We start from the raw sequence: 23,733 nt of genomic DNA, 5'->3' as shown, positions 1-23,733 counted from the left end.
CGTTACACCCCAGAAGAAGGACGCACGGTGAACCTCGACGAGTTGCTCAAGGAGTATTCCGAGCTGGAGCTGCAGCTCGCCGACCCCGCCGTGCACGCAGACCAGAACAAGGCCCGCACCCTCGGCAGGCGCTACCGGCAGCTGACCCCGATCGTGGGCACCTACCGGGAGCTGATGTCGGCCCGCGACGACCTGTCCGCCGCCAAGGAGCTGGCGAGCGAGGACGAGGCGTTCGCCGCGGAGGCGGCCGAGATCGAGGAGCGCATCCCGCGCCTCGAAGAGCGGCTCCAGCACCTGCTGATCCCGCGTGATCCCAACGATGACAAAGACATCATCATGGAGATCAAGGCGGGCGAGGGCGGCGAGGAGTCCGCGCTGTTCGCCGGCGACCTGCTCCGCATGTACCTGCGGTACGCCGAGCGGCTCGGCTGGAAGACCGAGATCATCGACACCCAGCACTCCGACCTGGGCGGCTACAAGGACGTCACGGTCGCGATCAAGGCCAAGGGCGACGAGGGCGTGTGGTCCAGGCTCAAGTTCGAGGGCGGCGTACACCGTGTGCAACGGGTGCCCGTCACCGAGTCGCAGGGCCGCATCCACACCAGCGCCGCGGGCGTGCTCATCTACCCCGAGGCGGAGGACGTCGAGATCCAGATCGACCCCAACGACCTGCGCATCGACGTCTACCGCTCCAGCGGTCCCGGTGGCCAGAGCGTCAACACCACCGACTCCGCGGTCCGCATCACCCACCTGCCCACGGGCACCGTGGTCTCCTGCCAGAACGAGAAGAGCCAGCTCCAGAACAAGGAGTCGGCGCTGCGCATCCTGCGCGCCCGGCTGCTGGCCATCGCCCAGGAGCAGGCTGAGGCCGCCGCGCAGGCCGAACGCAAGTCGCAGGTCCGGACCGTCGACCGTTCCGAGCGGATCCGCACCTACAACTTCCCGGAAAACCGCATCTCGGATCACCGCGTAGGCTTCAAGGCGTATAACCTCGACCAAGTTCTCGACGGCGAGCTCACCGCCGTCACCCAGGCCCTCATCGACGCCGAGATGGCGGAGAAGCTCGCACAACACTCATGACATTTCTGCTGGACGAAATCGCCCTCGCCACCGCACGGCTGGCCGAGGCAGGTGTGCCCTCACCTCGTACGGACGCGGAGGAGATCGCGGCATTCGTCCACGCCGTGCGCAGGAGCGAGCTGCACACGGTCAAGGACGCCGACTTCGACGCCCTCTTCTGGGAGGGCGTCGCCAGGCGCGAGGCCCGCGAGCCGCTGCAGCACATCACCGGCCACGCCTACTTCCGCTACCTGGAGCTCGCGGTCGGGCCCGGCGTGTTCGTGCCGCGCCCCGAGACCGAGGTCATGGCGGGCTGGGCCATCGAGACGCTGCGCGCGATGGACGTCGCCGCGCCCCTGGTCGTCGATCTCGGCACCGGTTCCGGCGCGATCGCGCTGTCGATCGCCCAGGAGGTCGCGCTCTCCGAGGTGCACGCGGTCGAGGTCGACCCCGACGCGTACGCCTGGGCGAAGCGCAACATCTCCGAACACGGTCAGGGCCGCACCCACCTGCACCCGGACGACCTGGCCGAAGCCCTGCCCGAGCTCAACGGCAAGGTCGACCTGGTCATCTCCAACCCGCCCTACATCCCTCCCGGCGCGATCCCGCGTGACCCCGAGGTGCGCGACTACGACCCCACGCGGGCCCTCTACGGCACCGGGGACGACGGGCTCGGCGAGGTGCGCGCGGTCGAACGCACGGCGCGCCGCCTGCTGCGCCCCGGCGGCTGGGTGTCCGTCGAACACGCCGACGAGCAGGGCAGGGCCGTCTACCTGACGTTCCCCGAAGACAACGGCTGGCGCGACGTACGCCTGCGGCAGGATCTGACGCGCAGGGACCGCTTTGTCACGGCCAGACTCGGCCAGGACTAGGATGCACGCGAGCGGCGCGGCCTTCTTGGGGAGCATGGGGGAGGCCTCGAGAGCGCCGCTCGCCACCGAGTGGAGTGAGGCGATAAGACCGTGGGACGACGCTTTGACTGCGCGGACCTGGAGCAGCGGGCCGAGGGCCTGACGGAGGCCGCCTCCGCCGTACGCCGCGGCGAGCTGGTGGTGCTGCCGACCGACACGGTGTACGGGATTGGCGCCGATGCCTTCACACCCGCGGCGATCACCGCCCTGCTCGAGGCCAAGGGTCGCGGCCGCGACATGCCGCCGCCGGTCCTCGTCGGCACCGTCCGGGCGGCCAACGCCCTGGTCGACGATCTGGGCCCGTACGGTCAGGACCTCATCGACGCGTTCTGGCCCGGGCCGCTCACGCTGGTCTGCAAGGCCAACCGGGCGCTGTCCTGGGACCTGGGCGACACCAAGGGCACGGTCGCGCTCCGCATGCCGCTCCACCCGGTCGCGCTCGACCTGCTGAAGGAGACGGGGCCGATGGCCGTCTCGAGCGCCAACCGCTCGGGCGCGCCGGCCGCCGTGACGGCGGCGGAGGCGGAGGAGCAGCTCGGCGACTCGGTCGCGGTCTACCTCGACGGCGGCAAGACCACCGACAACACCCCCTCGACGATCCTCGACCTGACCACGGCGGTGCCGCGAATGCTGAGGCGGGGGGCGATCCCGGTGGAGAAACTACGCGGGATCATCGGCTACGTCGCCACGGACGACTGACCACCTGGCCTGTCTGCTCGCCCTGCCTGGCCGCTTGGTCCGGCTGGCGTGTCTGCCCACGTGGCCCACCTTGGTCCGACCGCCCGATCCGACTGGCTTTGTCGACTGGCTTTGTCCGCCCGGGCGGCCTGTCCGGCCGGTTCGTCTGGTCGGCCCTTTCTGCGCGCCCGGCCTGTTCGTCCACCTGGGCTCGTTTGTCTGGTCAGTCTGCTGCCTGGCTCGCGTGACTCGTCTGCCTCGCGCCGTCCATCCGCCGGGTTCGTCCGGTCGGCCCTTCCCGCCTGCCCGGTTCGCTTTGTCTGTCCGGCCTGCTCGGTCAGCTCGGCTGGTCTGTTAACTGCCCTCTGCCCGGTCCGCCCGTACGGTCCGTGCGTCCGTTCGTCCGTCCGGCGTGTTCGGCCTGGGTGGACGGATGACGTATACCGTCTGCTTATCCCGGCTGCGGCGACGCTGACAGGCCCTTACGGTGAAATCCGGAGCGGCGCGACGTCCGGGAGTGACCCATGGGCAAGTTCGACGGGATGGATCCCAAGCTGGTCCGTGATCTGCTGGCCGAGGTGAAGCACGCGGTCACGCAGATGCGGTCGGTTGAGGGGCGTGTCGGGCAGGTCATGAGCGCGGCCGGTCTGGCGACCCAGACCACTCACCGGCCGGTTCAGGTGGCCGATGCCGCTGAGGTCATGGTCCGCGACGTGACGGCCCGGCTCGGACTTCTGGAGAAGAAGGCCGACCATCCGCGGGTAGGGGATCAGAGCAAGGACGCCGCACCGACGGTGGGCGGTGACGCGAAGGACGACGACCAGCCCAAGGAGGACCGCGGGGACGAGCGGTCCAAGTACAAGAACCCACGGGCCGACGACGGCACCCCTTCCGACGACTCCAAGCCGGACGCCAAGGCGGGTGAGGACAAGCCCGATGTGAAGACGGGCGAGGACAAGCCCGACGCGAAGACTGATGACAAGCCGGACGCGAAGACCGGTGAGGACAAGCCGGACGCCAAGACGGGCGACGACAAGCCGGACGCCAAGACCGGTGAGGACAAGCCCGACGCCAAGAACTGCGACGACGACAAACCGGACGCGAAGACCGGGGACGACAAACCCGATGCGAAGACGGGTGATGACAAGCCGGACGTCGAGAACATCACGCCTGGCACCGACAGCGGCGACGAGCCCAAGGACGACGACATCGCCAGCAGGCGCGATCGCGGGGCCGACTCCGACAGTGGGATCATCGACACTCCGGCCAAGGACCACCCCGACGACTCCGACCCGCACAAACCGCAGGTCATCGTGGTTGATGGCGTCAAGGTGCTCCAGGTGCCCATCGATCCGCCCACGGCCGAGGCGTTGCGGGACCTGCTCGACAACCTCGACAAGGTCCAGCCCGCCGACATGCCCTCGCCGACCGACGCCGGGTCCACGAACGGCACGGATGTCCCGTCCACGAACGGCACGGATGTCCCGTCCACGAACGGCACGGACGTCAACGTCGGGGCCAACGATGGCGGCGATGTGGTGTCCGTCGATGCCAAGCCGATGAACCCGGACGAACTGGCGACGGTGGTGGACCACGCGCGCGACATTCAGCCGATCGACATGCCGACGGTGAAGGTCCCGGCGGGGGAGTACGGCACAGGCGAGTGGGCCGGCATGCACGTCGGTCCCGATGGCCAGCCGGGAACGATCGACCCTGGCAGCGTCTCCTCTGCCCACACCCCATCCACAGGGGACTCCATGACCGGGATCCCGTCCGTCCATGACGTCTCAGGCTCGACAGCCGACAGAGCCGCGACGGCGGACACGCCGTCGACCGTGACCGACACACCGTCGGGCACAACCGATACCGGCGATTGCCAGGCGACGGACACGGGGACGCGCTCAACCGGCGACGCGGCGGTGGTCAAGCCCACCGATCCGCCGGGGCAGCAGGTTCCGGATGACGGCATGGGTCGTGTGGCGCCGACGGATCCGCCAGGTCAGCAGGTCCCGGACAATGGGACGGGGCGTGTGACACCGACGGACCCGCCGATACAGCAGGTCCCGGATGACGGTACGGGGCGTGTGGCGCCGACGGATCCGCCAGGTCAGCAGGTCCCGGATAACGGCACGGGGCGTGTGGCGCCGACGGATCCGCCGGGGCAGCAGGTTCCGGATAATGGGACGGGCCACGCCGCCCCGAGCGAGCCATCTGGGCAGCGGGCTGCGGACGACTCGACGCCCACCGTGGGTGAGCCGGTGATGGTGGGGCCTACTGAGCCGTCGGTGGATCAGGGTGGGGCAGCCACGCCGCCTGCTGCCGATGCCACGACGCCCCCGGTTACTGACACCCCCAACCGTCCGACGCACGCTACGACCGTCTACGCGGCGGCCGGGGGCGATGCAGCTGCGTGGGGCGGTGCCGTTCATGACGTCGACTCCGTTGAGGCCAAGTCTTTGGGCTCCGACGCGCTCAGGGCCCTTGTCCAACACCACCGTGACGTTCAGCCGCTCGGCATGCCGAGTGTGGAGGTGCCGCCAGGTGAGTACGGCGAGGGCCAGTGGGCGCTCAGAGACATCCAGCCTGATGGGCCACCCGGCACGATCGAGCCGGGGACCCGCGAGAGGAGCGTGTGATGTACGTGGACCCGCCCGCCCCTCAACCCCGCCAGCCGGGCGAGAACCCGCCACTCAACGGCAACGGCAACCCCCTGGAAGCCCTTCCACGGGCCTGGGAGTTCAACCCCGAGTACCAGCGACTGGTCACCGCCTGGCAGACCGTCCTACCCCTGCTGGAGGGCCTCACAACGGCCCTTGACAAGGCGTACCAGCTGGCCAGGAGCCCTCAGACGTGGGATGCGCCCGTGGGGACGCGCTATGTCGAGGACATCGGGGCGTGGCGGTCCAGGCTCGCCCTGTACCGCCAGGCCGTGCTGACGTCGATCAGCGAGGAGGCCGCCGACACGCCGCGCTGGGTGCCCAGCGCGATCGGCGCCCCCCACGCGTTCTCCTGACGGGCACCAGCGAGGGCCGTCAGTGCGGGGCCGCCAGGGACGGACGCCAGGGACGGGCGCTAGGAGCGGAGGCCAGCAAGGGGCGTTAGAGAGGGGCGCTCGCGAAGGACGCCAATGAAGCCTCCAGCGCGGCACGCCGGCGAGGGCCGCCAGAGTGGGCCGCCAGAGTGGGCCGCCAGCGACGGGCGCTAGGAGCGGAGGCCAGCAAGGGGCGCCAGCAAGGGGCACTCGCGAAGGACCCAGTGAAGCCTCCAGCGCGGCACGCCAGCGAAGGCCGCCAGAGAGGGCCGCCAGGAACGGAGGCCAGCAAGGGGCGCCAGCGAGGGGCACTCGCGAACGGACGCCAGCGAACGGACGCTGGCGAAGGATGGCAGAGCGGGCAAGACGTGCAGGTCTGCCGCCTCACGGACGGGTGCCTGAAAGCTCCACAAACCCAAGGAAGATGGGAAAACCGGACAAATAGCCGTACAGTGGAGCAATGGGTGTACCGCCCTACTATGGCCCCGACTTCGGCCGACTCCAGCGGCAAGACCCCGAGCTGGCTCAAGTGCTGCTCGACGAGCTGGACCGGGTCCGCGGCGGTCTCCAGTTGATCGCGAGCGAGAACCTCACCTCCCCAGCCGTTCTGGCCGCCCTGGGCTCCACCCTCAACAACAAGTACGCCGAAGGCTACCCGGGCAATCGCTACTACGGCGGCTGCGAGGTCGTCGACCGGGCGGAGCGGCTGGCGATCGAGCGGGCGTGCCAGCTGTTCGGTGCCGAGCACGCCAACGTGCAGCCCCACTCGGGAGCCTCCGCGAACCTGGCGGCGTACGCGGCGCTGCTGCAGCCCGGCGACACCATGCTGGCCATGGACCTCCTGCACGGCGGGCACCTCACTCACGGCTCGAAGATGAACTTCTCCGGAAGATGGTTCGACGTCGTGTCGTACGGCGTGCGGCGTGACACCGAACTCATCGACTACGACGAGGTCCGGGACCTGGCGGTGCGGCACCGGCCGAAGGTGATCGTCTGCGGCGCCACCTCCTATGCCCGGCTGATCGACTTCGCCGTCTTCCGCGGCATCTCGGACGAGGTGGGCGCCTGGCTGCTCGCCGACGTGGCGCACCCGATCGGGCTGATGGCGGGGGGCGCCATCCCGTCCGCCGTGCCGTACGCGGACGTGGTCACGTACACGACGCACAAGGCGCTGCGCGGACCTCGCGGGGGCGGGATCCTGTGTACGGCGGAGCTCGCCGGGCGGATCGACCGGGCGGTGTATCCGTTCATCCAGAGCGGTCCGCTCATGCACGCCGTGGCGGCCAAGGCGGTGGCGTTCGGCGAGGCGCTGCGGCCCGAGTTCGGCGAGTACGCCAAGCAGGTGGTCGCCAACGCGCAAGCCCTGTGCGACTCGCTGGGGGCCGAGGGGATGCGGCCGGTGTCGGGCGGTACGGACACGCATCTGATGCTCATCGACCTGCGCGACCTGGGCGTATCGGGCGCCGAGGCGGAGCGACGGTGCGCCGCGGCCGGGATCACGCTGAACCGCAACGTCATCCCGTATGATCCGGAGCCTCCGGCCGTGACGTCGGGGATGCGCGTCGGCACCCCGTGCCTCACCACACAGGGCATGGGGCCCCAGGAATTGAAAGAAGTGGGGACCCTGGTCGTGCGGGCCGTGCGCCATCCGGGTGCCGCGGCCGAGGTCAAGGAGCGGGTGTCGGCCCTGTTGGCCGCCTTCCAACCGTATGACAGCGAATATTAAGAGCGAATATTAAGCTGGTGTGTGTCGATTTCCGGTCACAGCCGGTCGGAGCATCCAGGAAACTAGGTCCGTGCGCGAATACCTGTTCATGGCGCTCATTGCGGCAGCGGTGACGTATCTGCTCGTCCCGCTGGTGCGCCGCTTCGCCATCCGCATCGGCGCCGTGCCCGAGGTCCGCGACCGCGACGTGCACACCACGCCGACGCCGAGACTGGGCGGTCTGGCCATGTACGGCGGGCTGGTCGTCGGGCTGCTGGTGGCCGGCGAGCTGACCAACACCGGCAAGGTGCTGCACGACGCCGAAGGCAGTCCGGTGATGGCGTTGATCATCGCGGGCGGCCTCATCACGGTGACGGGATTCCTCGACGACTGGTGGGGCATGGACGCCTTCATCAAGCTGGCCGGTCAGATCGCGGCCGCCGGCGTGCTCGTCTCCTTCGGCCTCCGGCTCACCTACATCCCGCTGCCGAAGGACTGGGGCGGCTCCACCAGCCTCGATTCCACGCTGAGCACGACCATCACGATCATGGTCGTGGTGGTGGCGATCAACGCGGTCAACTTCGTCGACGGCCTCGACGGCCTGGCGGCGGGCATCGTCTGCATCGCGGCCATGGCCACGTGGGCCTACTCGATCTTCCTCAAACAGAGCATCAGCGGCGACCGCATCGCGACCACGGCGGCCATCGCCGCCATCCTCATCGGCTGCTGCCTGGGCTTCCTGCCGCACAACTTCCACCCCGCGAAGATCTTCATGGGCGACACAGGGGCGATGCTCATCGGGCTCGTGCTCGCCTCCTCGATCATCACCGTGACGCCGGTCGACCCTTCGGTCATCGAGGGCATGAACCGGGTGCCGGTGTTGCTGCCGCTGCTCGTGCCCGCCGCGGTGCTGGTGCTCCCGCTCATCGACCTGATCACCGCCGTCGTGCGGCGCACCTCGCACGGCATGTCGCCGTTCGCGCCCGACCGCGGCCACCTGCACCACCGCCTGCTCGACATCGGCCACTCCCACCGCCGCACCGTGCTGATCATGTACGCGTGGACGTTCCTGTTCGCGTTCGGCATCGTCGCGCTGTCCACCATCGGCGTGCCCATCCTGCTGTTCCCGGTGGTCATCCTGCTCGCGCTGGGCGTGCTGGTGCTGATGGCCGCGCCGCGGTGGCGGGGCAGGGGCGGCCTCCACTCCCGCGGCAAGTCCGACGATGACGGCCCGCCCACCGGGCCCATGCCGCCGATCCTGCCGCAGACCGAGATCGGCCGGCAGGTTCCGCCGCCCGCCGACGGGTCGCAGGAACGCGCTAGCGCCGCAGGAAAACCGGTCATTCCTGCCGTTCCGGGTCGTTCATGATCGCGAACTAGAAACGGCAGGTAAAAGCGGTCTTCCGTGAGCTTGTGATATCTTTCACGAGCAGGGGCCCCCAATGCACCGGCTTTGGGGGTAGCAAACGCTCGCTTGATAACATGCTTACTGGAGCACCGATGCAGGCCAACGACGTGCGCGTACTCAAGAGTGCCGCGATCCCCACCCTTGCGGTTGGGGTGGTCGCCGTGGTCGTGGCCCTGCTCCTGGCGGGAGCGAAGGGAGCGCTGGGCGCGACCATCGGCACTCTGCTCGTCGGTGTTTTCTTCAGCATCAGCGTGGTAGCGGTCTCCTATGCCGCCCGAATCTCCCCACAGCTCATGGCCATCGCCGCGATGGGCAGCTATCTCGTCAAAGTCGTCGTCATCATGCTGATGCTGGCGGCCTTCGGCGACACCACGGCGTGGAACTCCAAGGCTTTCGCCTGGTCCGTCGTGGTGGGAACGATCGTCTGGACGGCCGCCGAGGTGCGGGCGTTCATGAAGACGAAAATGCTCTATGTCGACCCCGAAGCCAAGGTCCCCGGGAACGGTGGCGCATGAGGCTGGTAAAGGGATGGGGTCCGATATGACTAGTCCTCTACTGGCCTGCTATCGTCGGCCCCGCGATGAGCGAACAGGAACGCCGACCGGAAGACGACGGTCAGGACTTCGCCAACGCCGCATGGTCGATCCCCAGCTACCTGCTCGCCGGGATGGCGATCTATGGCGGTGGCGGCTGGTTGCTGGACCGTTGGCTCGACACGTCCGCGTTCTTCCCTATAGGCGTCGTCCTGGGGATCGTGCTGTCCGTGTACCTGGTCTACCGCAAGTACGGTCGCTAGCCGCACGGCGCGACCACTTCGCTGAGGAAACCCTTGTGATCCGCTACGACGTTGAAGGGAACGCCGCGTGAGTGCGCTGACGGTCCTCGCCGATGATCAGTTCAAGGCGCCGTCGCCTGATGAACTGTTCAATTTTGCCCCCATCATTCCCGGGGTGGACTGGTTCACCAAGCCGGTTCTTCTCGCGCTCCTCAGCTCGGTCATCGTGATCGGCTTCTGCTGGGCGGCCTTCGGCAACCCGAAGATCGTGCCCAGGGGAGTCCAGAATGTCGCCGAGTACGGCTACATGTTCGTCCGCGACCAGGTCGCCCGGCCCTTCCTGGGCAAGGACGCCGACCGGTGGATGGGCCTGCTGCTGACGCTGTTCTTCGTGGTGTTCCTGTGGAACATCATGGGCGTCATTCCGCTCCTGCAGTTCCCGGTGGCCTCGCACATCGCCTTCCCGGCCGTGCTCGCCATCTCGATCTACGTGCTCAAGGTCTACCTGGGTGTCAAGCACCAGGGTGCGGTCGGCTACTTCAAGAACATGATGTTCCCGCCGGGACTGCCCAAGCCGATCTACATCCTGCTGTCGCCGATCGAGTTCCTGTCGAACATGATCATCGCGCCGTTCACGCACGCGGTCCGACTGTTCGCCAACATGTTCGCCGGCCACATGCTCCTCGCGTTCTTCAGCATGGTGGGCTTCTGGTTCCTGTTCGAGAAGCTGACCCCGCTCGGCGCGTCCGTGGGCGTCATCGGCGTTGTCATGACCATCATCTTCACCGCCTTCGAGATGTTCATCCAGTTCCTGCAGGCGTTCCTGTTCGCCATGCTGGCGTCGATGTACATCGGCGGCGCACTTCACGCAGAGCACTGAGAACCATCCATACCGGAATATCCATGACCGGTGGAGACACGCTTCACCGGCCGTCCAGTAAAGGAATACAGCAATGAGCGTTCTCGCTGAGGTCTCCGGCAACGTCACCGCCATCGGTTACGGTCTCGCCGCCATCGGCCCCGGCATCGGCGTCGGCATCATCTTCGGTCAGGGCGTGCAGGCCATCGCGCGTCAGCCCGAGGCCTACGGCCTGATCCGCCAGAACATGCTCCTCGGCTTCGTCCTCACCGAGGCCCTCGCCCTGCTCGGTCTGGTCGCGCCGTTCATCTTCCAGGCGCTCTGACCAGAAGAATCCCTGACGAAAGGCTGCATCCATGACTATGGCAGCTACGATCCTCGCCGCGGAGGAGGGGTCCAACCCCCTCATCCCGCACACATTCGAGCTCGTCGTCGGTATCTTCTCGTTCTTCGTCGTCCTCTTCTTCGTCGGTAAGCTGCTCGTCCCCCGGATCCAGAAGACGCTGGCCGAGCGGACAGACGCTATCGAAGGCGGCATAAAGCGAGCGGAAGAAGCTCAGGCCGAGGCACTGAACCTGCAGAAGCAGTACCGCGACCAACTGGCCGAGGCCAGGCACGAAGCGGCTCGTCTCCGTGAGGAAGCTCGCGAGCAGGCCGCGCAGATCAGGGCAGAGCTCCGCGAGGACGCGCAGGCCGAGGCCCGCCGTCTCGTCGAGGCGGCGCACGCGCAGATCGAGGCGGACCGGCAGGCGGCCTTCGCCCAGCTCCGTACCGAGATCGGCCGTCTGTCGACCGACTTGGCCAGCCGCATCGTCGGCGAGTCCCTGGAGGACGAGGCCCGGCAGCGTCGCGTTGTCGACCGCTTCCTCGACGAGTTGGAGAGCTCGGACGCGCAGGCGGTTCGGTGAGTGACCACATGAGAGGCCTCAGCAAGAACTCTCTCGCCGTGGTCGAGGAGCGGTTCAACGCTGCGGCGGGCTCGGCGGACCTGGGCCGGCTGGCCGAGGACCTCAACGCGATCGCCGATCTGCTGGACCGTGAGCACGGACTGCGCCGGGCCCTGTCGGACCCGGCCAGGCCCGCCGCTCAGAAGGCTCAGGTTGTCCGGGGCCTGCTCGACGGCAAGGTCGCCGAAGCCGCGATCGCCACGGCCGAGGCCGCGGTCGAGGCCAAGTGGTCGCGCGCCGGTGACCTGGCCGACGTGCTCGAACGGCTCGGCGTCATCGCCGCGGCCGCGGAGGCCGAGGCGCAGGGCACGCTGGACGACGTGGAGGACGAGCTCTTCCGCTTCGGCCGGATCGTCGCCGCCAACCCCGAGCTCCGCCGCGCCCTCACCGACCCGAGCGCTGCCGAGGAGGGCAAGCGGCAACTGCTGCAGGACCTGCTCGGCAGCCGTGTCGCCCCCACCACCCTGCGCCTCATCACGCAATTGGTCCTGCACCCTCGTGGACGTAGCCTGGAGGCAGGTCTGGAGGAGCTCGGCCGGTTGGTGGCACAGCAGCGCCAGCGCCTCGTGGCGACGGTGCGCAGTGCGGTCGAGCTGACCGAGGAGCAGAAGCGGCGCATCACCACGTGGCTGCGCACCTCCTACGGTCGCGACGTGCACATCAACGTCGAAGTGGATCCCCGAGTGCTCGGTGGCTTCTCGGTCCGCATCGGCGACGAGATCATCGACACCACCATTGTGGGACGAATCGAAGAAGTCCGCCGCCGGTTGGCCGGCTAGGGCGATAGAGGAGACAGAGAAGAGATGGCGGAGCTTACGATCCGGCCGGACGAGATCCGGGACGCGCTTGAGCGCTTCGTCCAGGCGTACGAACCGGAAGGCGCCGCGCGCGAGGAGATCGGGACCGTCGTCGACTGTGGCGACGGCATCGCCCATGTCTCCGGCCTTCCCTCGGCGATGGCGAACGAGCTGCTCGAGTTCGAGGACGGCACGCGCGGCCTGGCACTCAACCTCGACACCCGCGAGATCGGTGTCGTGGTCCTGGGCGACTTCAGCAGCATCGAGGAGGGCCAGACGGTCCGCCGGACGGGCGAGGTCCTGTCCGTGCCCGTCGGCGACAACTTCCTCGGCCGCGTGGTCGACCCCCTCGGCAACCCGCTCGACGGCAAGGGCGCGATCGAGGCCGAGGGCCTGCGCGCCCTCGAACTCCAGGCGCCCTCGGTCGTCCAGCGGCAGCCGGTGAAGCAGCCGCTGCAGACCGGCATCAAGGCGATCGACGCCATGACGCCGATCGGCCGTGGCCAGCGTCAGCTGATCATCGGTGACCGTGGCACCGGCAAGACCGCGATCGCCGTGGACACCATCATCAACCAGCGCGACAACTGGGCCTCCGGTGACCCGGAGAAGCAGGTGCGCTGCGTCTACGTCGCGGTCGGCCAGAAGGGCTCGACGATCGCCCAGGTGCGGGCTCGCCTCGAGGAGGCGGGCGCGCTCGAGTACACCACGATCGTCGCCGCTCCGGCGTCCGACCCCGCGGGCTACAAGTACATTTCGCCCTACACCGGTTCCGCCATCGGGCAGCACTGGATGTACCAGGGCAAGCACGTTCTCATCGTCTTCGACGACCTGACCAAGCAGGCCGACGCCTACCGCGCGGTCTCGCTGCTGCTGCGCCGCCCGCCGGGCCGTGAGGCCTTCCCGGGCGACGTCTTCTACCTCCACTCCCGCCTGCTGGAGCGCTGCGCCAAGCTCTCCGACGACATGGGCGCGGGGTCGATGACCGGCCTGCCGATCATCGAGACCAAGGGCAACGACGTCTCGGCGTTCATCCCGACCAACGTGATCTCCATCACCGACGGGCAGTGCTTCCTGGAGACCGACTACTTCAACGCCGGTATCCGCCCCGCCATCAACGTCGGTGTCTCGGTCTCGCGAGTCGGTGGCTCGGCGCAGATCAAGGCGATGCGGAAGGTCGCGGGCACGCTGCGGCTGTCGCTGTCGCAGTATCGCGACCTGGAGGCCTTCGCGGCCTTCGCGTCCGACCTCGACGCGGCGTCCAAGGCTCAGCTGGAGCGCGGTCAGCGACTGACCGAGCTGCTCAAGCAGGCCCAGTACTCGCCGTTCTCGGTCGAGCGCGAGGTCGTGTCGGTCTGGGCCGGCACCACCGGCGAGCTCGACGAGGTGCCGGTCGAGGACGTCCGCCGCTTCGAGTCGGAGTTCCTCGACTACCTGCAGACCAGCCACAAGGGTGTCTTCGACAGCATCCGCGAGACCAAGGATCTGCTGGACGACACGGTGACCACCCTCAAGGACGCCGTCACGGAGTTCAAGAAGGGCTTCACCACCTCCTCCGGTGAGCTGCTGGTCAAGGATGAGCCGGTCGCGCCGCTCGAAGAGGGCGAGGTCGGCCAGGAGAAGATCCGTAAGGTCGTCCGCGCGGCGGAGAAGAAGTAGCCCATGGGTGCCCAGCTAAGGCTGCTGCGTCGGCGGATCAAGTCGGTCAAGTCGACCGCCAAGATCACCCGTGCCCAGGAGCTCATCGCCTCTTCGCGGATCGTGAAGGCGCAGATGCGGATGCAGGCGGCGCTGCCGTACGAGCGTGAGATCACTCGCGCCGTCACCGGCGTCGTCAGCAACGCCTCCAGCGTCGACCATCCGCTGACCGTGGCGAAGGAGAACCCCACCAAGGCGGGCGTGCTCATCGTCACCAGCGACAGCGGGTTCTGCGGCGGCTTCAACGCCAACGTCCTGCGTGAGGCTGAGGCCCTGCGTGGACTGCTGAAGAGCCGTGGTCTGGACGCCATCCCGTTCGTCACCGGCCGTAAGGGTGTCACCTGGCACTCCTTCCGTAATCGGGAGATGGGCGGGCAGTGGGTCGGCTTCTCCAGGAAGCCCGCCTACGGCGACGCCAAGGAGATCGCCGAGCTGCTGATCGAGTCGTTCAAGGACGAGAACGGGATCGACGAGATCCACATCGTCTCGACCGAGTTCGTCTCGATGCTCACGCAGAACGTCGTGGTCAAGCGCATCCTGCCGCTGGAGGTCGAGGAGACCGAGGCGAGCGAGAGCGACGCGATCCCTCCTTACTTCGAGTTCGAGCCCACCGCGGCCGACGTGCTCGAGTCGCTGCTGCCGCGCTACGTGGAGTCCCGCATCTTCACGGCGCTGCTGGAGTCGGCGGCTTCAGAGGAGGCCGCGCGTCGCCGCGCGATGAAGTCCGCCACGGACAACGCCAACGAGCTGATCCGCGTGTTCACCATGCAGATGAACCAGGCTCGTCAGGCCGAGATCACCCAGGAAATCAGCGAGATCGTCGGTGGCGCCAACGCGCTCGCTGACGCCGCAGCGGGGAAAGAGTGAAATGACTGCAGAGGCTGTTGAGACCGTTGAGACCCCGTCGGCCGGTGTCGGCCGCGTGGCTCGCGTCACAGGGCCCGTCGTCGACGTGGAGTTCCCCGTCGAGGCGATGCCCGACATCTACAATGCGCTGACCCTCGAGGTCACCCTCGGTGAGGAAACCAAGGTGCTGACCCTCGAGGTCGCCCAGCACCTGGGTGACAACCTCGTCCGGGCCATCTCCATGCAGCCCACCGACGGCGTGGTCCGCGGTGCGGCCGTCGCCGACTCCGGCGCGCCGATCTCGGTGCCCGTCGGCGACGTCGTCAAGGGTCACGTGTGGAACACGCTCGGCGAGGCGCTGGACGTGCCGACCGCTTCTCTCAAGATCAACGAGAAGTGGGGCATTCACCGGCCGTCGCCGCAGTTCGACCAGCTCGAGTCGCGCACCGAGATGCTCGTCACGGGCATCAAGGTCATCGACCTGCTCATGCCGTACGTGCAGGGTGGGAAGATCGGCCTGTTCGGCGGCGCGGGTGTGGGCAAGACCGTCCTCATCCAGGAGATGATCCGCCGGGTCGCCCGTAACTTCGGTGGCACCTCGGTGTTCGCCGGCGTCGGCGAGCGCACCCGTGAGGGCAACGACCTCTGGCTGGAGATGGAGGAGGCGGACGTCCTCAAGGACACCGCGCTCGTCTTCGGCCAGATGGACGAGCCGCCGGGCACCCGTCTGCGGGTCGCCCTGTCGGCGCTGACCATGGCCGAATACTTCCGCGATGTGCAGAAGCAGGACGTGTTGCTCTTCATCGACAACATCTTCCGCTTCACCCAGGCCGGTTCCGAGGTGTCCACGCTCCTCGGCCGTATGCCGTCGGCGGTGGGTTACCAGCCCACGCTGGCCGACGAGATGGGTGTGCTCCAGGAGCGCATCACCTCGACGCGCGGTCACTCGATCACCTCGATGCAGGCGATCTACGTGCCCGCCGACGACATCACCGACCCGGCGCCGCACAACGCGTTCGCGCACCTCGACGCGCAGACCGTGCTCTCCCGGCCGATCTCGGAGAAGGGCATCTACCCCGCGGTGGACCCGCTCGACTCCAGCTCCCGCATCCTCGACCCGCAGGTCGTGGGTGAGGAGCACTACGCGGTGGCCCAGGAGACCAAGCGGATCCTGCAGAAGTACCGCGAGCTCCAGGACATCATCGCCATCCTCGGTATCGACGAGCTGTCGGAAGAGGACAAGGTCGTCGTTCAGCGGGCCCGCCGTATCGAGCGGTTCCTGTCGCACCCGATGTACGCCGCCGAGGCGTTCACCGGCCAGCCCGGCGAGAACGTGCCGCTGGACGAGACCATCGCCTCCTTCAAGGGCCTCTGCGCGGGTGAGTACGACCACCTGCCCGAGCAGGCGTTCTTCATGGTCGGCGGCATCGACCAGGCCATCGCCAAGGCCAAGGAACTCGAGCGCTGATCGCCCGTAGTGGGGGCATAGCGCAAGCCGTGCCCCCACTCCTGTCCGGAAAGGAGCCTACGTGGCGAAGCTAAGAGTAGGCGTTGTCTCGCCCGAGCGTGAGATCTGGTCGGGCGAGGCCGACATGGTGATTGCCAAGACCGTGGACGGCGAGATCGGTATTATGCCGCAACACGCACCTGTGCTCGGCGTCCTCGTCGAGGGCGGCGTGCTGCGCGTGAAGCGGGAGGGCAAGGGCGACCTGGTCGCGGCGGTGCACGGTGGGTTCATCTCCGTGGCCGACGACGAGGTCTCCGTGCTCGCCGAGGTGGCCGAGCTCGGTTCCGAGGTCGACGTCGCGGCTGCCCGTGACGCTCTCGAACGGGCACAGGCCGCGATCGAGGCCAGTCAGGAAGACGCCGACGCGGCCATCGAGGCCAAGCGCGCCAAGGCCCGGCTGCGTGCGGCCGGCGAAGAGGTCTAGTTCTTTGATGTGGGTTTAGGGCAAGGGGGCGGCTTGGTGGCGACGGTTCTCATCTGTGTGCTACTGGTCGCCGTCCTGGTGGCGTTGCGCGGGCTTGTGGTGGCGCGCTCCAGGGGGAGCGTGCCCTGCCGCCTGCGAGTAGGCGACCAGGGCTGGCAGCGCGGGGTAGCCCGCTATGCCGACGGAGAGCTCCATTGGATCCCGCTCATAGGTGTACGCCTCAGGCCCCGCCACGCGATCGCGAGGCGGGGCCTTGTCGTTTCCTCCCGGCGCGAGCTGGACAGCGGTTTCTACGCGGTGGACTGTTCCGGCACCACGCGCGACATGTCGCTCGCGATGAGCGCCGACGCCCTGACCGGCTTCCTCGCCTGGCTCGAGTCCGCGCCGCCGAGCGCGTATCTGGACGTCGCCTAGCGGGTGCCGCCCGGCTTCCAGAGGATCTCGCCACCCGCGTGCGCGACCCTGCACAGGATGAACAGCAGGTCTGACAGGCGGTTGAGGTAGGCGGCCGTCAGCGGGTTCATGTCCTCGTGCGTCTGCAGAGCCGCCCACGTCGTACGTTCGGCGCGCCGGACCGTGACCCTCGCCACGTGCAGCCCCGCTATGGCCGGGTCGCCACCGGGCAGGATGAAGCTGCGCAGCGGCTTGAGCTGCTCGTTGAACTCATCGCACCTCGCCTCCAGCCAGTCGATGTAGGACTGTTCGACCCTGAGCGGCGGGAACTCCGGATTGTCGGTGACCGGCGTCGCCAGGTCGGCGCCGACGTCGAAGAGCTCGTTCTGGATGCGGATCAGCACCGCCGTCAGCTCCACCGGCAGCGTGCCGTGCGACATGGCCAGCCCCAGGTGCGCGTTCGCCTCCTCCACGTCCGCGTAGGCCGCCAGGCGCGGGTCGGTCTTGGAGGCGCGGCTCATGTCGCTCAGAGCGGTGGTGCCGTCGTCCCCGGTACGGGTGTAGATGCGGGAGAGGACGACCGGCTTGTCCTTGTCGGCGCGCGTCATGGGGCCAGCGTAATGACAAAAGTCACCCGGAACGGACGCGGGGCGCATACCGCTCCGGTGATTTCCTCGACTACCAGCGCGAATCCCTACCCGCGACGATGGACCCATGATGAAGGAGAGGATCTGATGCTCGAGATCAGCGAACTGCGCAAGCGCTTCGCCGGTGGGCCGGACGCACCGGAGGGCAAGGTGGCCCTCGACGGGATCAGCTTCGTCGTACGGCCGGGCGAGATGTTCGGATTCGTCGGCGCGAACGGCGCCGGCAAGACGACCACCATGCGGATCGTCATGGGCGTGCTGCAGCCCGACGCGGGCTCGGTGAGCTGGCAGGGCAGACCGCTGGAGTACACCGAGCGGCGGCGGTTCGGCTACATGCCCGAGGAGCGGGGGCTGTACCAGAAGATGCGCGTCGCCGAGCAGGTGGAGTACTTCGGCCGGTTGCACGGGATGGACGCCGCGGCGGCCAGGGCGGCGGCCGGCGACCTGCTGGAGCGGCTGGGGCTGACCGAGCGCAGGGGCGACGCGGTCGAGGCGCTGTCGCTGGGCAACCAGCAGCGCGTGCAGCTCGCCGTGGCGCTGGTGCACGACCCCGAGGTGCTGGTGCTCGACGAGCCGTTCTCCGGGCTCGACCCGATCGCGGTCGACGCGCTGGCCACGGTGTTGCAGGAGCGCTGCCGCGGTGGCGTACCGGTGATCTTCTCCAGCCATCAGCTGGAGCTGGTGGAGCGGTTGTGCGACTCGGTCGGCATCGTGTCGGCGGGCCGGATGGTGGCCAGCGGCACGGTCGGCGACCTGCGGGCGGTGGAGAGCCGTACGCTCCGCGTCGTGGTGCGCGACCCGGCGCCCGGTTGGGCCGACGGCCTGCCCGGCACCGTCACCGTCACCGGCGACCGGCACGTGCTGCTCACCACCGACGGCGACGGTCAGGAGATCCTGCGCCGTGCCATGAAGGCCGGGCAGGTCGAGCACTTCGGCACCGACCAGCCGACCCTTACCGAGATCTTCAAGGAGGCCGTGGCGTGAACGGCGGCATGAGCAGTGTGATGCTGGTGGCGCGACGTGAGGTCGCCACCCATATCCGGACGAAGGCCTTTGTGATCGGGCTGCTCATCACCGCCGTGCTGGTGGGCGGGGTGGCGTTCGCGCCGAAGGTCTTCGACAGGCCCGACTCGTACAAGATCGGTGCCGTGCACTCCCAGGAGCTGCCGCTGAAGGCGGCGGCGCCGGACGCGGAGTTCACGTGGCGGACGTTCCCCGACGAGGCGGCGGCCAAGAAGGCGGTGCTCGACGGCGACGTGGACGCGGCGCTGATCGACAACAAGAAGGTCCTCACCGACGGCGAGATCGGCACCGAGCTCGGCGTGCTGCTGCAGAGCACCAACCGGGAGCTCAAGCTGGGCGCCGCGGGCGTGTCGATTCCGCCGCTCCAGATGGTGTCCGTGGGCGCCGACACCCGTTACCAGGCCGCCAGGACCGGGATCGCCGTGGTGCTCGTCCTCGTGCTCTTCATGCTGATCATCGGACAGGTCATGATGGTCGCCATGGGCGTGGTGGAGGAGAAGGGCAGCCGGATCGTGGAGATCCTGCTCACCTCGGTGCGGCCTTGGCAGCTGCTCGCCGGCAAGATCATCGGGCTGGGCGCGCTCGGCCTGATCAACCTGGGCACGATCCTCGTGGTCGGCATCTCGGCCTCGCTCGTCTCGGGCATCGCGGTGGACTTCCCGCCCGGCCTGCCGGGCATCGTGGCGGGGGTGCTGGTCTGGTTCGTGCTCGGCTACGCCTTCTTCGCCACGCTCGCGGCCGCGCTCAGCTCGCTGGTCTCCCGGCAGGAGGAGGTGGGCAACGTGATGTCCCCGCTGACCATGCTGATCATGGTCACCTACTTCGGGGCCTTCTACGTCACCACCGACCCCACCGGCACGCTGGCCAGGGTCGCCTCGCTCGTGCCGCCGTTCTCCTCGATGGTCATGCCGGTGCGGATGGCCGCCGCCGAGGTGCCGTTCTGGGAGGTCGGCCTGTCCATGGTGCTGATGGTGCTGGCCGTGCTCGGCGTGCTGTCCTTCGGCGCGAAGGTGTACGAGCGGGCCGTGCTGCGTACCGGGGCCAGGGTCAAGCTCGGCGACGTGTTGCGTGTGAAATAGGTGGACGCGATCAAGCGGGCACGGCGAATCTCTCTATGCGTGCTGAACGCGGCAGTCGTGATGATGTGGTTCGCCATCGTCATGGCGATTCTCGGCACCGTCGCCGGTGGTACGGCCTCGTGGCTGCGTATCGTGCCCGCTCTGATCGCCATGATCGGCTTCACCTGGTTCTTCCTGCGCATCACCCGCGCTGTCCTCGAGCGTCGCTATCTCAGAAGAGAGGTCGTGGCGGCCGGCGCTCTCGCCTTGCTGGGCACCGCTATGGGCGGAGGCGACCCGTTCGGGTGGGGCTTCGCTCTGCTGGCGTGGGTGTCCGTGGCGACGATCGGGGTCCGCGCGTGGACGGCCGTGGGCCTGGCGGTGGGGACGCTCGCGGCCGGCGCCGGGCTGGGCGCCATCGCGGTCCTTTCCGGACAGGGCCTGCTGTCGGCCCCGGTCCCGGGCGACAGCGGGGCGATCTTCTTCATGGGACTCCTCTACACGGTGATGTGCGCCTTGTTGCCGCCGAGCAACCGGTTCTGGGCCTGGATCTACACGCTCGCCGTACAGGCACATGAAGGCAGGGAGGCGCACACCCGGCTGGCGATCGTGGAGGAGCGGCTGCGCTTCGCCAGGGACTTGCACGATCTCGTGGGGCACCAGCTCTCGGCCATCGCGGTCAAGACCGAGCTGGCCGTACGGCTCTCGGAGGCCGACACCGTCGCCGCGAAGGCGGAGATGACCGAGGTGAACGCGCTGACCAGAACGGCGCTGCGGGAGCTGCGCCAGGCCGTGCGCGGCTACCGCGAGCTCGACCTGCACGCCGAGCTGGACAGCGTGAAAGGGGTGCTCGAAGCGGCCGGCATCCGCTGCGAGCTGCAGCTGCCCTACCGTGAGCCGCCGGGCGGCGTGGCGCCCGCGTTCGCCTACGCCGTCCGCGAGGCGGCGACGAACGTGCTCAAGCACAGCACGGCCTCGTTCTGCGAGATCACGCTCCGCTTCACCGACGAGGAGGCGGAGCTGCGGGTGCGCAACGACGGCGTGGGCCGCCGCCAGGTCGCCGACCTGGGCAGTGGCCTGACGGGCATGGGGGAGCGGCTGGCGAGCGTGGGTGGCAAGGTCACGGCGCGTCCAACGGGCGATGGAGAGTTCCTGTTGCGGGCGGTTGTGTCACTCCCGATCTGTGGGTAGTGGACAAGTGCCGGGTTCAGCCCGGCAAGCGCCCTGCGGAAGGGTACGACTACGCCGCGTGAGACACGTGGCGTGACTTGAGGAGGTGGCATGCGCGTCCGGGGCGATCCAAGTGCCCAGGTGGTGCGGATCGGGACGAGACTCGACGCCGGAACGTCGGCGGGAGTGCGGACGCGTCTGCACGACGCGGTCGACTCCGGCGAGGGAGACCTGATCCTCGACCTCTCCAAGCTGGAGATGATCGACGCCACCGGCCTCGGAGTGCTCGTGGGCACGCATCGGCGCGCGATCAGCGTGCAACGCCGCCTCGTTCTTCGGGGGGTGCCGCCGCGGATCATGCGGATCCTGGCGGTGACCCGGCTGAATCGGGTGCTGCCTGTGGAGGCTTCGGAGGTCGCGGTGGCCTGAAGCGGTGGCCGGCGGTGCACGGGAGTACGCCGGATGTCGCGATATATAGGGCGAGCAGCGATCAGCCGCTGCTCGCCGTTTTCGTGGGCCAAACTCCCACACGCGGTAGTAGTTCGAAGAACGCCGGATATCCTGATTAGCGCGGCGATTATTCGCCATACCACATTGCCAAATAAACACGATCCGTAATCAGGGCCTCACGACGATCCGAGGGTTCTGCCGAAGATGTGTACGGCGACGCCGACCAGTTCGTCGATGGGCGGCGGGTCCTCCGCCAGCAGCCATTCGATGAGCAGCTCTTGTAGCGCTCCAATAGCTCCTAGCGCCACCAACCGTCGATTCGGCCGGCCCGACTGCGGGAATTCCGCCGCGGCCTCCTCGACAAGGCGGGCGAAGGAGTCGACGGCACGCTGGCGAGAAGCCGTGAGAACATCGCCCGACCTGCGCACCTCCAGGTGCATGATGCGAGCGCGACGCCAGTCGGCCGTGGCGAACTCGATATACGCGCGAATCCCCGCCCGCACCCTGTCCTCCAGGGTCGCGGGCGCCTCTTGTAACGCCTTGGCAACAACTGCGAGGCTTTCCTCCACGCATCGCTCGTGCAGCGCCTGAAGAAGTTCCTCTCGGCCACCGAAACATTCGTAGAAGGCACGGTTCGAGATCCGGGCCTCCGAGCACAGTCTTTCGATCGTCGTCGCCGCGAAACCTGGCTTCGCGTATAGCGTGTAGGCGGCTGCCATCAGCCGCTCGCGTCTGTCCGCCAGCCTTTGCTCAGCCGACATTCCCCGGTAAGACCGGTTCACATTCCACCCGTCCAACATGATCGTGGCCCCCAGAGCACACAATTATGGACGGATGATCCGTTTTGGGAAAGAGCATATACTTTATCTCTTACGTCGCCCGTGCAAGAACGTGACAAGCCTGATCAGCCGCTCAAGCTCCTTGGGCCCCCTGCTGAACGAGGTCAGGTTCATGCCGGGCATGGCGAACCGCTGTCGGCTGATCGCTTTGGGCCTGGCGAACTCCCGCAACCCATCGGCTCCGTGGATGCGCCCGAAGCCCGAATCACCGATCCCGCCGAACGGCAGCGCGGGCACCCCGGCGAATGAAATGACCGAGTTGACGGCCGTCATCCCGGTGCGCATCAGCCGGGCCAATTCCATGGCCCGGCGGGCGTTGCCGGAGAAGACGGTGCCTGCCAGCCCGTATGCCGAGGCGTTGGCCAGCTCCAGCGCCTGTTGCGCGTCGCGGGTGCGTCGTACGGTGATGGTCGGGCCGAACGTCTCCTCGCGCACCGCGGGGGAGTCCTCCGGGACGTCCTCGACGATCACCGGGTCCACGTACGGGGCGCGCACCGAGTCGGGGCCGCCTGTCACGACTTTTCCGGACTTGGTGGCGTCGTCGATGTGGCGCCGGATGATGTCCAGCTGGCCCGGCATGGTGATCGGGCCGTAGTCCTCGCCCGCTTTGACCGTGGCGACCCGGTCCGACAGCTCGCGCATGAAAGTTTCATAGACGGCGTCCACGACGTACACCCGCTCGACACCCACGCACGTCTGCCCGGCGTTGGACATCGCTCCCCACAGGCAGGCGTCGGCGGCGGCCTTCAGGTCGGCGTCGGCGTCGACGATGAACGCGTCCTTGCCACCGCACTCGGCCACGATCGGCGTCAGGTTCTCGGCGCAGGCCGCCATGACCCGCTTGGCCGTGGCCGTCGAGCCGGTGAACGCCACCTTCTTGACCCGAGGGTCCTTCGCCAGCAGCGCGCCCGTCTCCCCGAGCCCGGTCACGGTCTGGAACACCGGCTGCTCCGGCACCGACTCGGCGAACAGCTCCGCCAGCCGTACCCCGACGCCGGGGGTGAGCTCGCTGGGCTTGAAGACGACCGCGTTGCCGGCCGCGAGCGCGTACGCGATCGAGCCCATCGGCGTGAAGACCGGGTAGTTCCACGGACCGATCACGCCGACCACGCCCAGCGGCAGGTATTCGAGCGTGGCGGCCAGGTTGAAGCCGATCATCCCGGTCGAGACGCGGCGCCGCCCCAGGACCCTGTCCGCGTTGCGGGCCGCCCAGTCGAGGTGCGTGATCGCCAGCACGATCTCCAGCGTGGCGTCGCCGACCGGCTTGCCCGTCTCGTCGTGCACGAGCCCGGCCAGCTCCTTGAGGTGCTGGGTGAGCACGGCCTTGTAGTCGAGCAGGCGGCGGCGGCGTTCGGCGGGGGCCAGCCCGGCCCACCACGTCGCGGCCTGCTCGGCCCGGCCGACGCTCTCGCGCACGGCGTCGGCGGACTGCTTGGGGTGACTCCCGACGACCTCGCCGGTCGCCGGGTTCAGTGAGTCGAACGTCAGCGTGGTCATGGCGTCACCATAAA

At 68.2% G+C, this 23,733-nt stretch carries 25 protein-coding genes; 22 read left to right on the top strand and 3 right to left on the bottom strand.

Annotation, left to right across the window (positions count from 1 at the left end; all coding sequences use genetic code 11):
• Positions 1 to 27 precede the first annotated feature (27 nt).
• The 18 genes from prfA to KME78_RS01100 all read left to right on the top strand — a co-directional run bounded on the left by prfA (position 28) and on the right by KME78_RS01100 (position 17,056).
• Positions 28 to 1,080: a peptide chain release factor 1 gene (gene prfA / locus KME78_RS01185; RefSeq protein ID WP_219526803.1), complete on the top strand. Its 1,053-nt coding sequence runs from the start codon at positions 28 to 30 to the stop codon at positions 1,078 to 1,080.
• Positions 1,077 to 1,931, top strand: coding sequence for a peptide chain release factor N(5)-glutamine methyltransferase (gene prmC, locus KME78_RS01180; protein ID WP_219526802.1), 855 nt, complete (start codon positions 1,077 to 1,079; stop codon positions 1,929 to 1,931). The genes prfA and prmC overlap by 4 nt, the downstream gene beginning before the upstream one ends.
• Positions 1,932 to 2,021: 90 nt before the next feature.
• A complete protein-coding gene (locus KME78_RS01175; protein WP_219526801.1) occupies positions 2,022 to 2,669 on the top strand; it encodes an L-threonylcarbamoyladenylate synthase in 648 nt (215 codons plus the stop codon).
• A 503-nt stretch (positions 2,670 to 3,172) separates the two neighbouring features.
• Positions 3,173 to 5,284, top strand: a complete 2,112-nt coding sequence (locus KME78_RS01170) for a hypothetical protein (protein WP_219526800.1) — start codon at positions 3,173 to 3,175, stop codon at positions 5,282 to 5,284.
• A complete protein-coding gene (locus KME78_RS01165) occupies positions 5,284 to 5,661 on the top strand; it encodes a hypothetical protein (RefSeq protein WP_219526799.1) in 378 nt (125 codons plus the stop codon). The genes KME78_RS01170 and KME78_RS01165 overlap by 1 nt, the downstream gene beginning before the upstream one ends.
• A gap of 478 nt (positions 5,662 to 6,139) precedes the next feature.
• Positions 6,140 to 7,405: a serine hydroxymethyltransferase gene (gene glyA, locus KME78_RS01160; RefSeq protein WP_219526798.1), complete on the top strand. Its 1,266-nt coding sequence runs from the start codon at positions 6,140 to 6,142 to the stop codon at positions 7,403 to 7,405.
• A gap of 70 nt (positions 7,406 to 7,475) precedes the next feature.
• The gene (locus tag KME78_RS01155; protein ID WP_219526797.1) at positions 7,476 to 8,753 is read left to right on the top strand and encodes a glycosyltransferase family 4 protein; all 1,278 of its coding nucleotides are present in this window, start codon (positions 7,476 to 7,478) and stop codon (positions 8,751 to 8,753) included.
• A 131-nt stretch (positions 8,754 to 8,884) separates the two neighbouring features.
• Positions 8,885 to 9,307, top strand: coding sequence for a Cg1360 family ATP-synthase-associated protein (locus KME78_RS01150; protein ID WP_219526796.1), 423 nt, complete (start codon positions 8,885 to 8,887; stop codon positions 9,305 to 9,307).
• Positions 9,308 to 9,372: 65 nt separating this feature from the next.
• Positions 9,373 to 9,588 carry an AtpZ/AtpI family protein gene (locus KME78_RS01145; RefSeq protein WP_214641702.1) on the top strand — a complete coding sequence of 72 codons (216 nt, stop codon included), beginning with the start codon at positions 9,373 to 9,375 and terminating at the stop codon, positions 9,586 to 9,588.
• 67 nt (positions 9,589 to 9,655) lie between these two features.
• Positions 9,656 to 10,447 (top strand): F0F1 ATP synthase subunit A, encoded by a 792-nt coding sequence (gene atpB / locus KME78_RS01140; RefSeq protein ID WP_219526795.1) that lies wholly within the window; start codon positions 9,656 to 9,658, stop codon positions 10,445 to 10,447.
• A gap of 73 nt (positions 10,448 to 10,520) precedes the next feature.
• Positions 10,521 to 10,751 carry an ATP synthase F0 subunit C gene (gene atpE / locus KME78_RS01135; RefSeq protein WP_185071369.1) on the top strand — a complete coding sequence of 77 codons (231 nt, stop codon included), beginning with the start codon at positions 10,521 to 10,523 and terminating at the stop codon, positions 10,749 to 10,751.
• A gap of 31 nt (positions 10,752 to 10,782) precedes the next feature.
• Positions 10,783 to 11,334: a F0F1 ATP synthase subunit B gene (locus tag KME78_RS01130; RefSeq protein ID WP_219526794.1), complete on the top strand. Its 552-nt coding sequence runs from the start codon at positions 10,783 to 10,785 to the stop codon at positions 11,332 to 11,334.
• Between the two features lie 8 nt (positions 11,335 to 11,342).
• Complete coding sequence (locus KME78_RS01125) at positions 11,343 to 12,152, top strand: F0F1 ATP synthase subunit delta (protein WP_219526793.1); 810 nt, start codon at positions 11,343 to 11,345, stop codon at positions 12,150 to 12,152.
• 24 nt (positions 12,153 to 12,176) lie between these two features.
• Positions 12,177 to 13,826 (top strand): F0F1 ATP synthase subunit alpha, encoded by a 1,650-nt coding sequence (gene atpA / locus KME78_RS01120; protein WP_219526792.1) that lies wholly within the window; start codon positions 12,177 to 12,179, stop codon positions 13,824 to 13,826.
• A gap of 3 nt (positions 13,827 to 13,829) precedes the next feature.
• A complete protein-coding gene (locus tag KME78_RS01115) occupies positions 13,830 to 14,732 on the top strand; it encodes a F0F1 ATP synthase subunit gamma (protein ID WP_219526791.1) in 903 nt (300 codons plus the stop codon).
• A 1-nt stretch (position 14,733) separates the two neighbouring features.
• Positions 14,734 to 16,179 carry a F0F1 ATP synthase subunit beta gene (atpD, locus tag KME78_RS01110; protein WP_219526790.1) on the top strand — a complete coding sequence of 482 codons (1,446 nt, stop codon included), beginning with the start codon at positions 14,734 to 14,736 and terminating at the stop codon, positions 16,177 to 16,179.
• Positions 16,180 to 16,240: 61 nt separating this feature from the next.
• Entirely contained in the window at positions 16,241 to 16,642 is a 402-nt protein-coding gene (locus KME78_RS01105; RefSeq protein ID WP_219526789.1) for a F0F1 ATP synthase subunit epsilon, read from the top strand.
• 36 nt (positions 16,643 to 16,678) lie between these two features.
• Complete coding sequence (locus tag KME78_RS01100) at positions 16,679 to 17,056, top strand: DUF2550 domain-containing protein (protein ID WP_308126786.1); 378 nt, start codon at positions 16,679 to 16,681, stop codon at positions 17,054 to 17,056.
• Here the strand turns inward: KME78_RS01100 and KME78_RS01095 are convergent.
• On the bottom strand, positions 17,053 to 17,643 hold the full coding sequence (locus KME78_RS01095) for a cob(I)yrinic acid a,c-diamide adenosyltransferase (RefSeq protein WP_219526787.1): 591 nt from the start codon (positions 17,641 to 17,643) through the stop codon (positions 17,053 to 17,055). The genes KME78_RS01100 and KME78_RS01095 overlap by 4 nt on opposite strands.
• A gap of 126 nt (positions 17,644 to 17,769) precedes the next feature.
• On the opposite strand from KME78_RS01095, the gene KME78_RS01090 reads away from it, so the two are divergent.
• The 4 genes from KME78_RS01090 (at position 17,770) to KME78_RS01075 (ending at position 21,362) form a co-directional block, all read left to right on the top strand.
• Positions 17,770 to 18,666, top strand: a complete 897-nt coding sequence (locus KME78_RS01090; protein WP_219526786.1) for an ABC transporter ATP-binding protein — start codon at positions 17,770 to 17,772, stop codon at positions 18,664 to 18,666.
• Positions 18,663 to 19,784, top strand: a complete 1,122-nt coding sequence (locus tag KME78_RS01085) for an ABC transporter permease (RefSeq protein WP_308126760.1) — start codon at positions 18,663 to 18,665, stop codon at positions 19,782 to 19,784. Before KME78_RS01090 ends, KME78_RS01085 begins: the two co-directional genes overlap by 4 nt.
• Before the next feature lie 39 nt (positions 19,785 to 19,823).
• Complete coding sequence (locus KME78_RS01080; RefSeq protein WP_219526785.1) at positions 19,824 to 20,954, top strand: sensor histidine kinase; 1,131 nt, start codon at positions 19,824 to 19,826, stop codon at positions 20,952 to 20,954.
• Between the two features lie 90 nt (positions 20,955 to 21,044).
• Entirely contained in the window at positions 21,045 to 21,362 is a 318-nt protein-coding gene (locus tag KME78_RS01075) for an STAS domain-containing protein (protein WP_219526784.1), read from the top strand.
• Between the two features lie 197 nt (positions 21,363 to 21,559).
• Here the strand turns inward: KME78_RS01075 and KME78_RS01070 are convergent, their stop codons facing one another.
• Together KME78_RS01070 and KME78_RS01065 are read right to left on the bottom strand one after the other, a co-directional pair.
• Entirely contained in the window at positions 21,560 to 22,102 is a 543-nt protein-coding gene (locus tag KME78_RS01070; protein ID WP_246650113.1) for a TetR/AcrR family transcriptional regulator, read from the bottom strand.
• Positions 22,103 to 22,246: 144 nt separating this feature from the next.
• Positions 22,247 to 23,719 carry an aldehyde dehydrogenase family protein gene (locus KME78_RS01065; protein WP_219526782.1) on the bottom strand — a complete coding sequence of 491 codons (1,473 nt, stop codon included), beginning with the start codon at positions 23,717 to 23,719 and terminating at the stop codon, positions 22,247 to 22,249.
• Positions 23,720 to 23,733: the final 14 nt, after the last annotated feature.

It is taken from the genome of Nonomuraea guangzhouensis (genome assembly GCF_019396345.1).
Lineage (GTDB): Bacteria > Actinomycetota > Actinomycetes > Streptosporangiales > Streptosporangiaceae > Nonomuraea > Nonomuraea guangzhouensis.
Note: the sequence above shows the minus strand (reverse complement) of the source record. Positions and strands in the feature narration are given on the sequence as shown.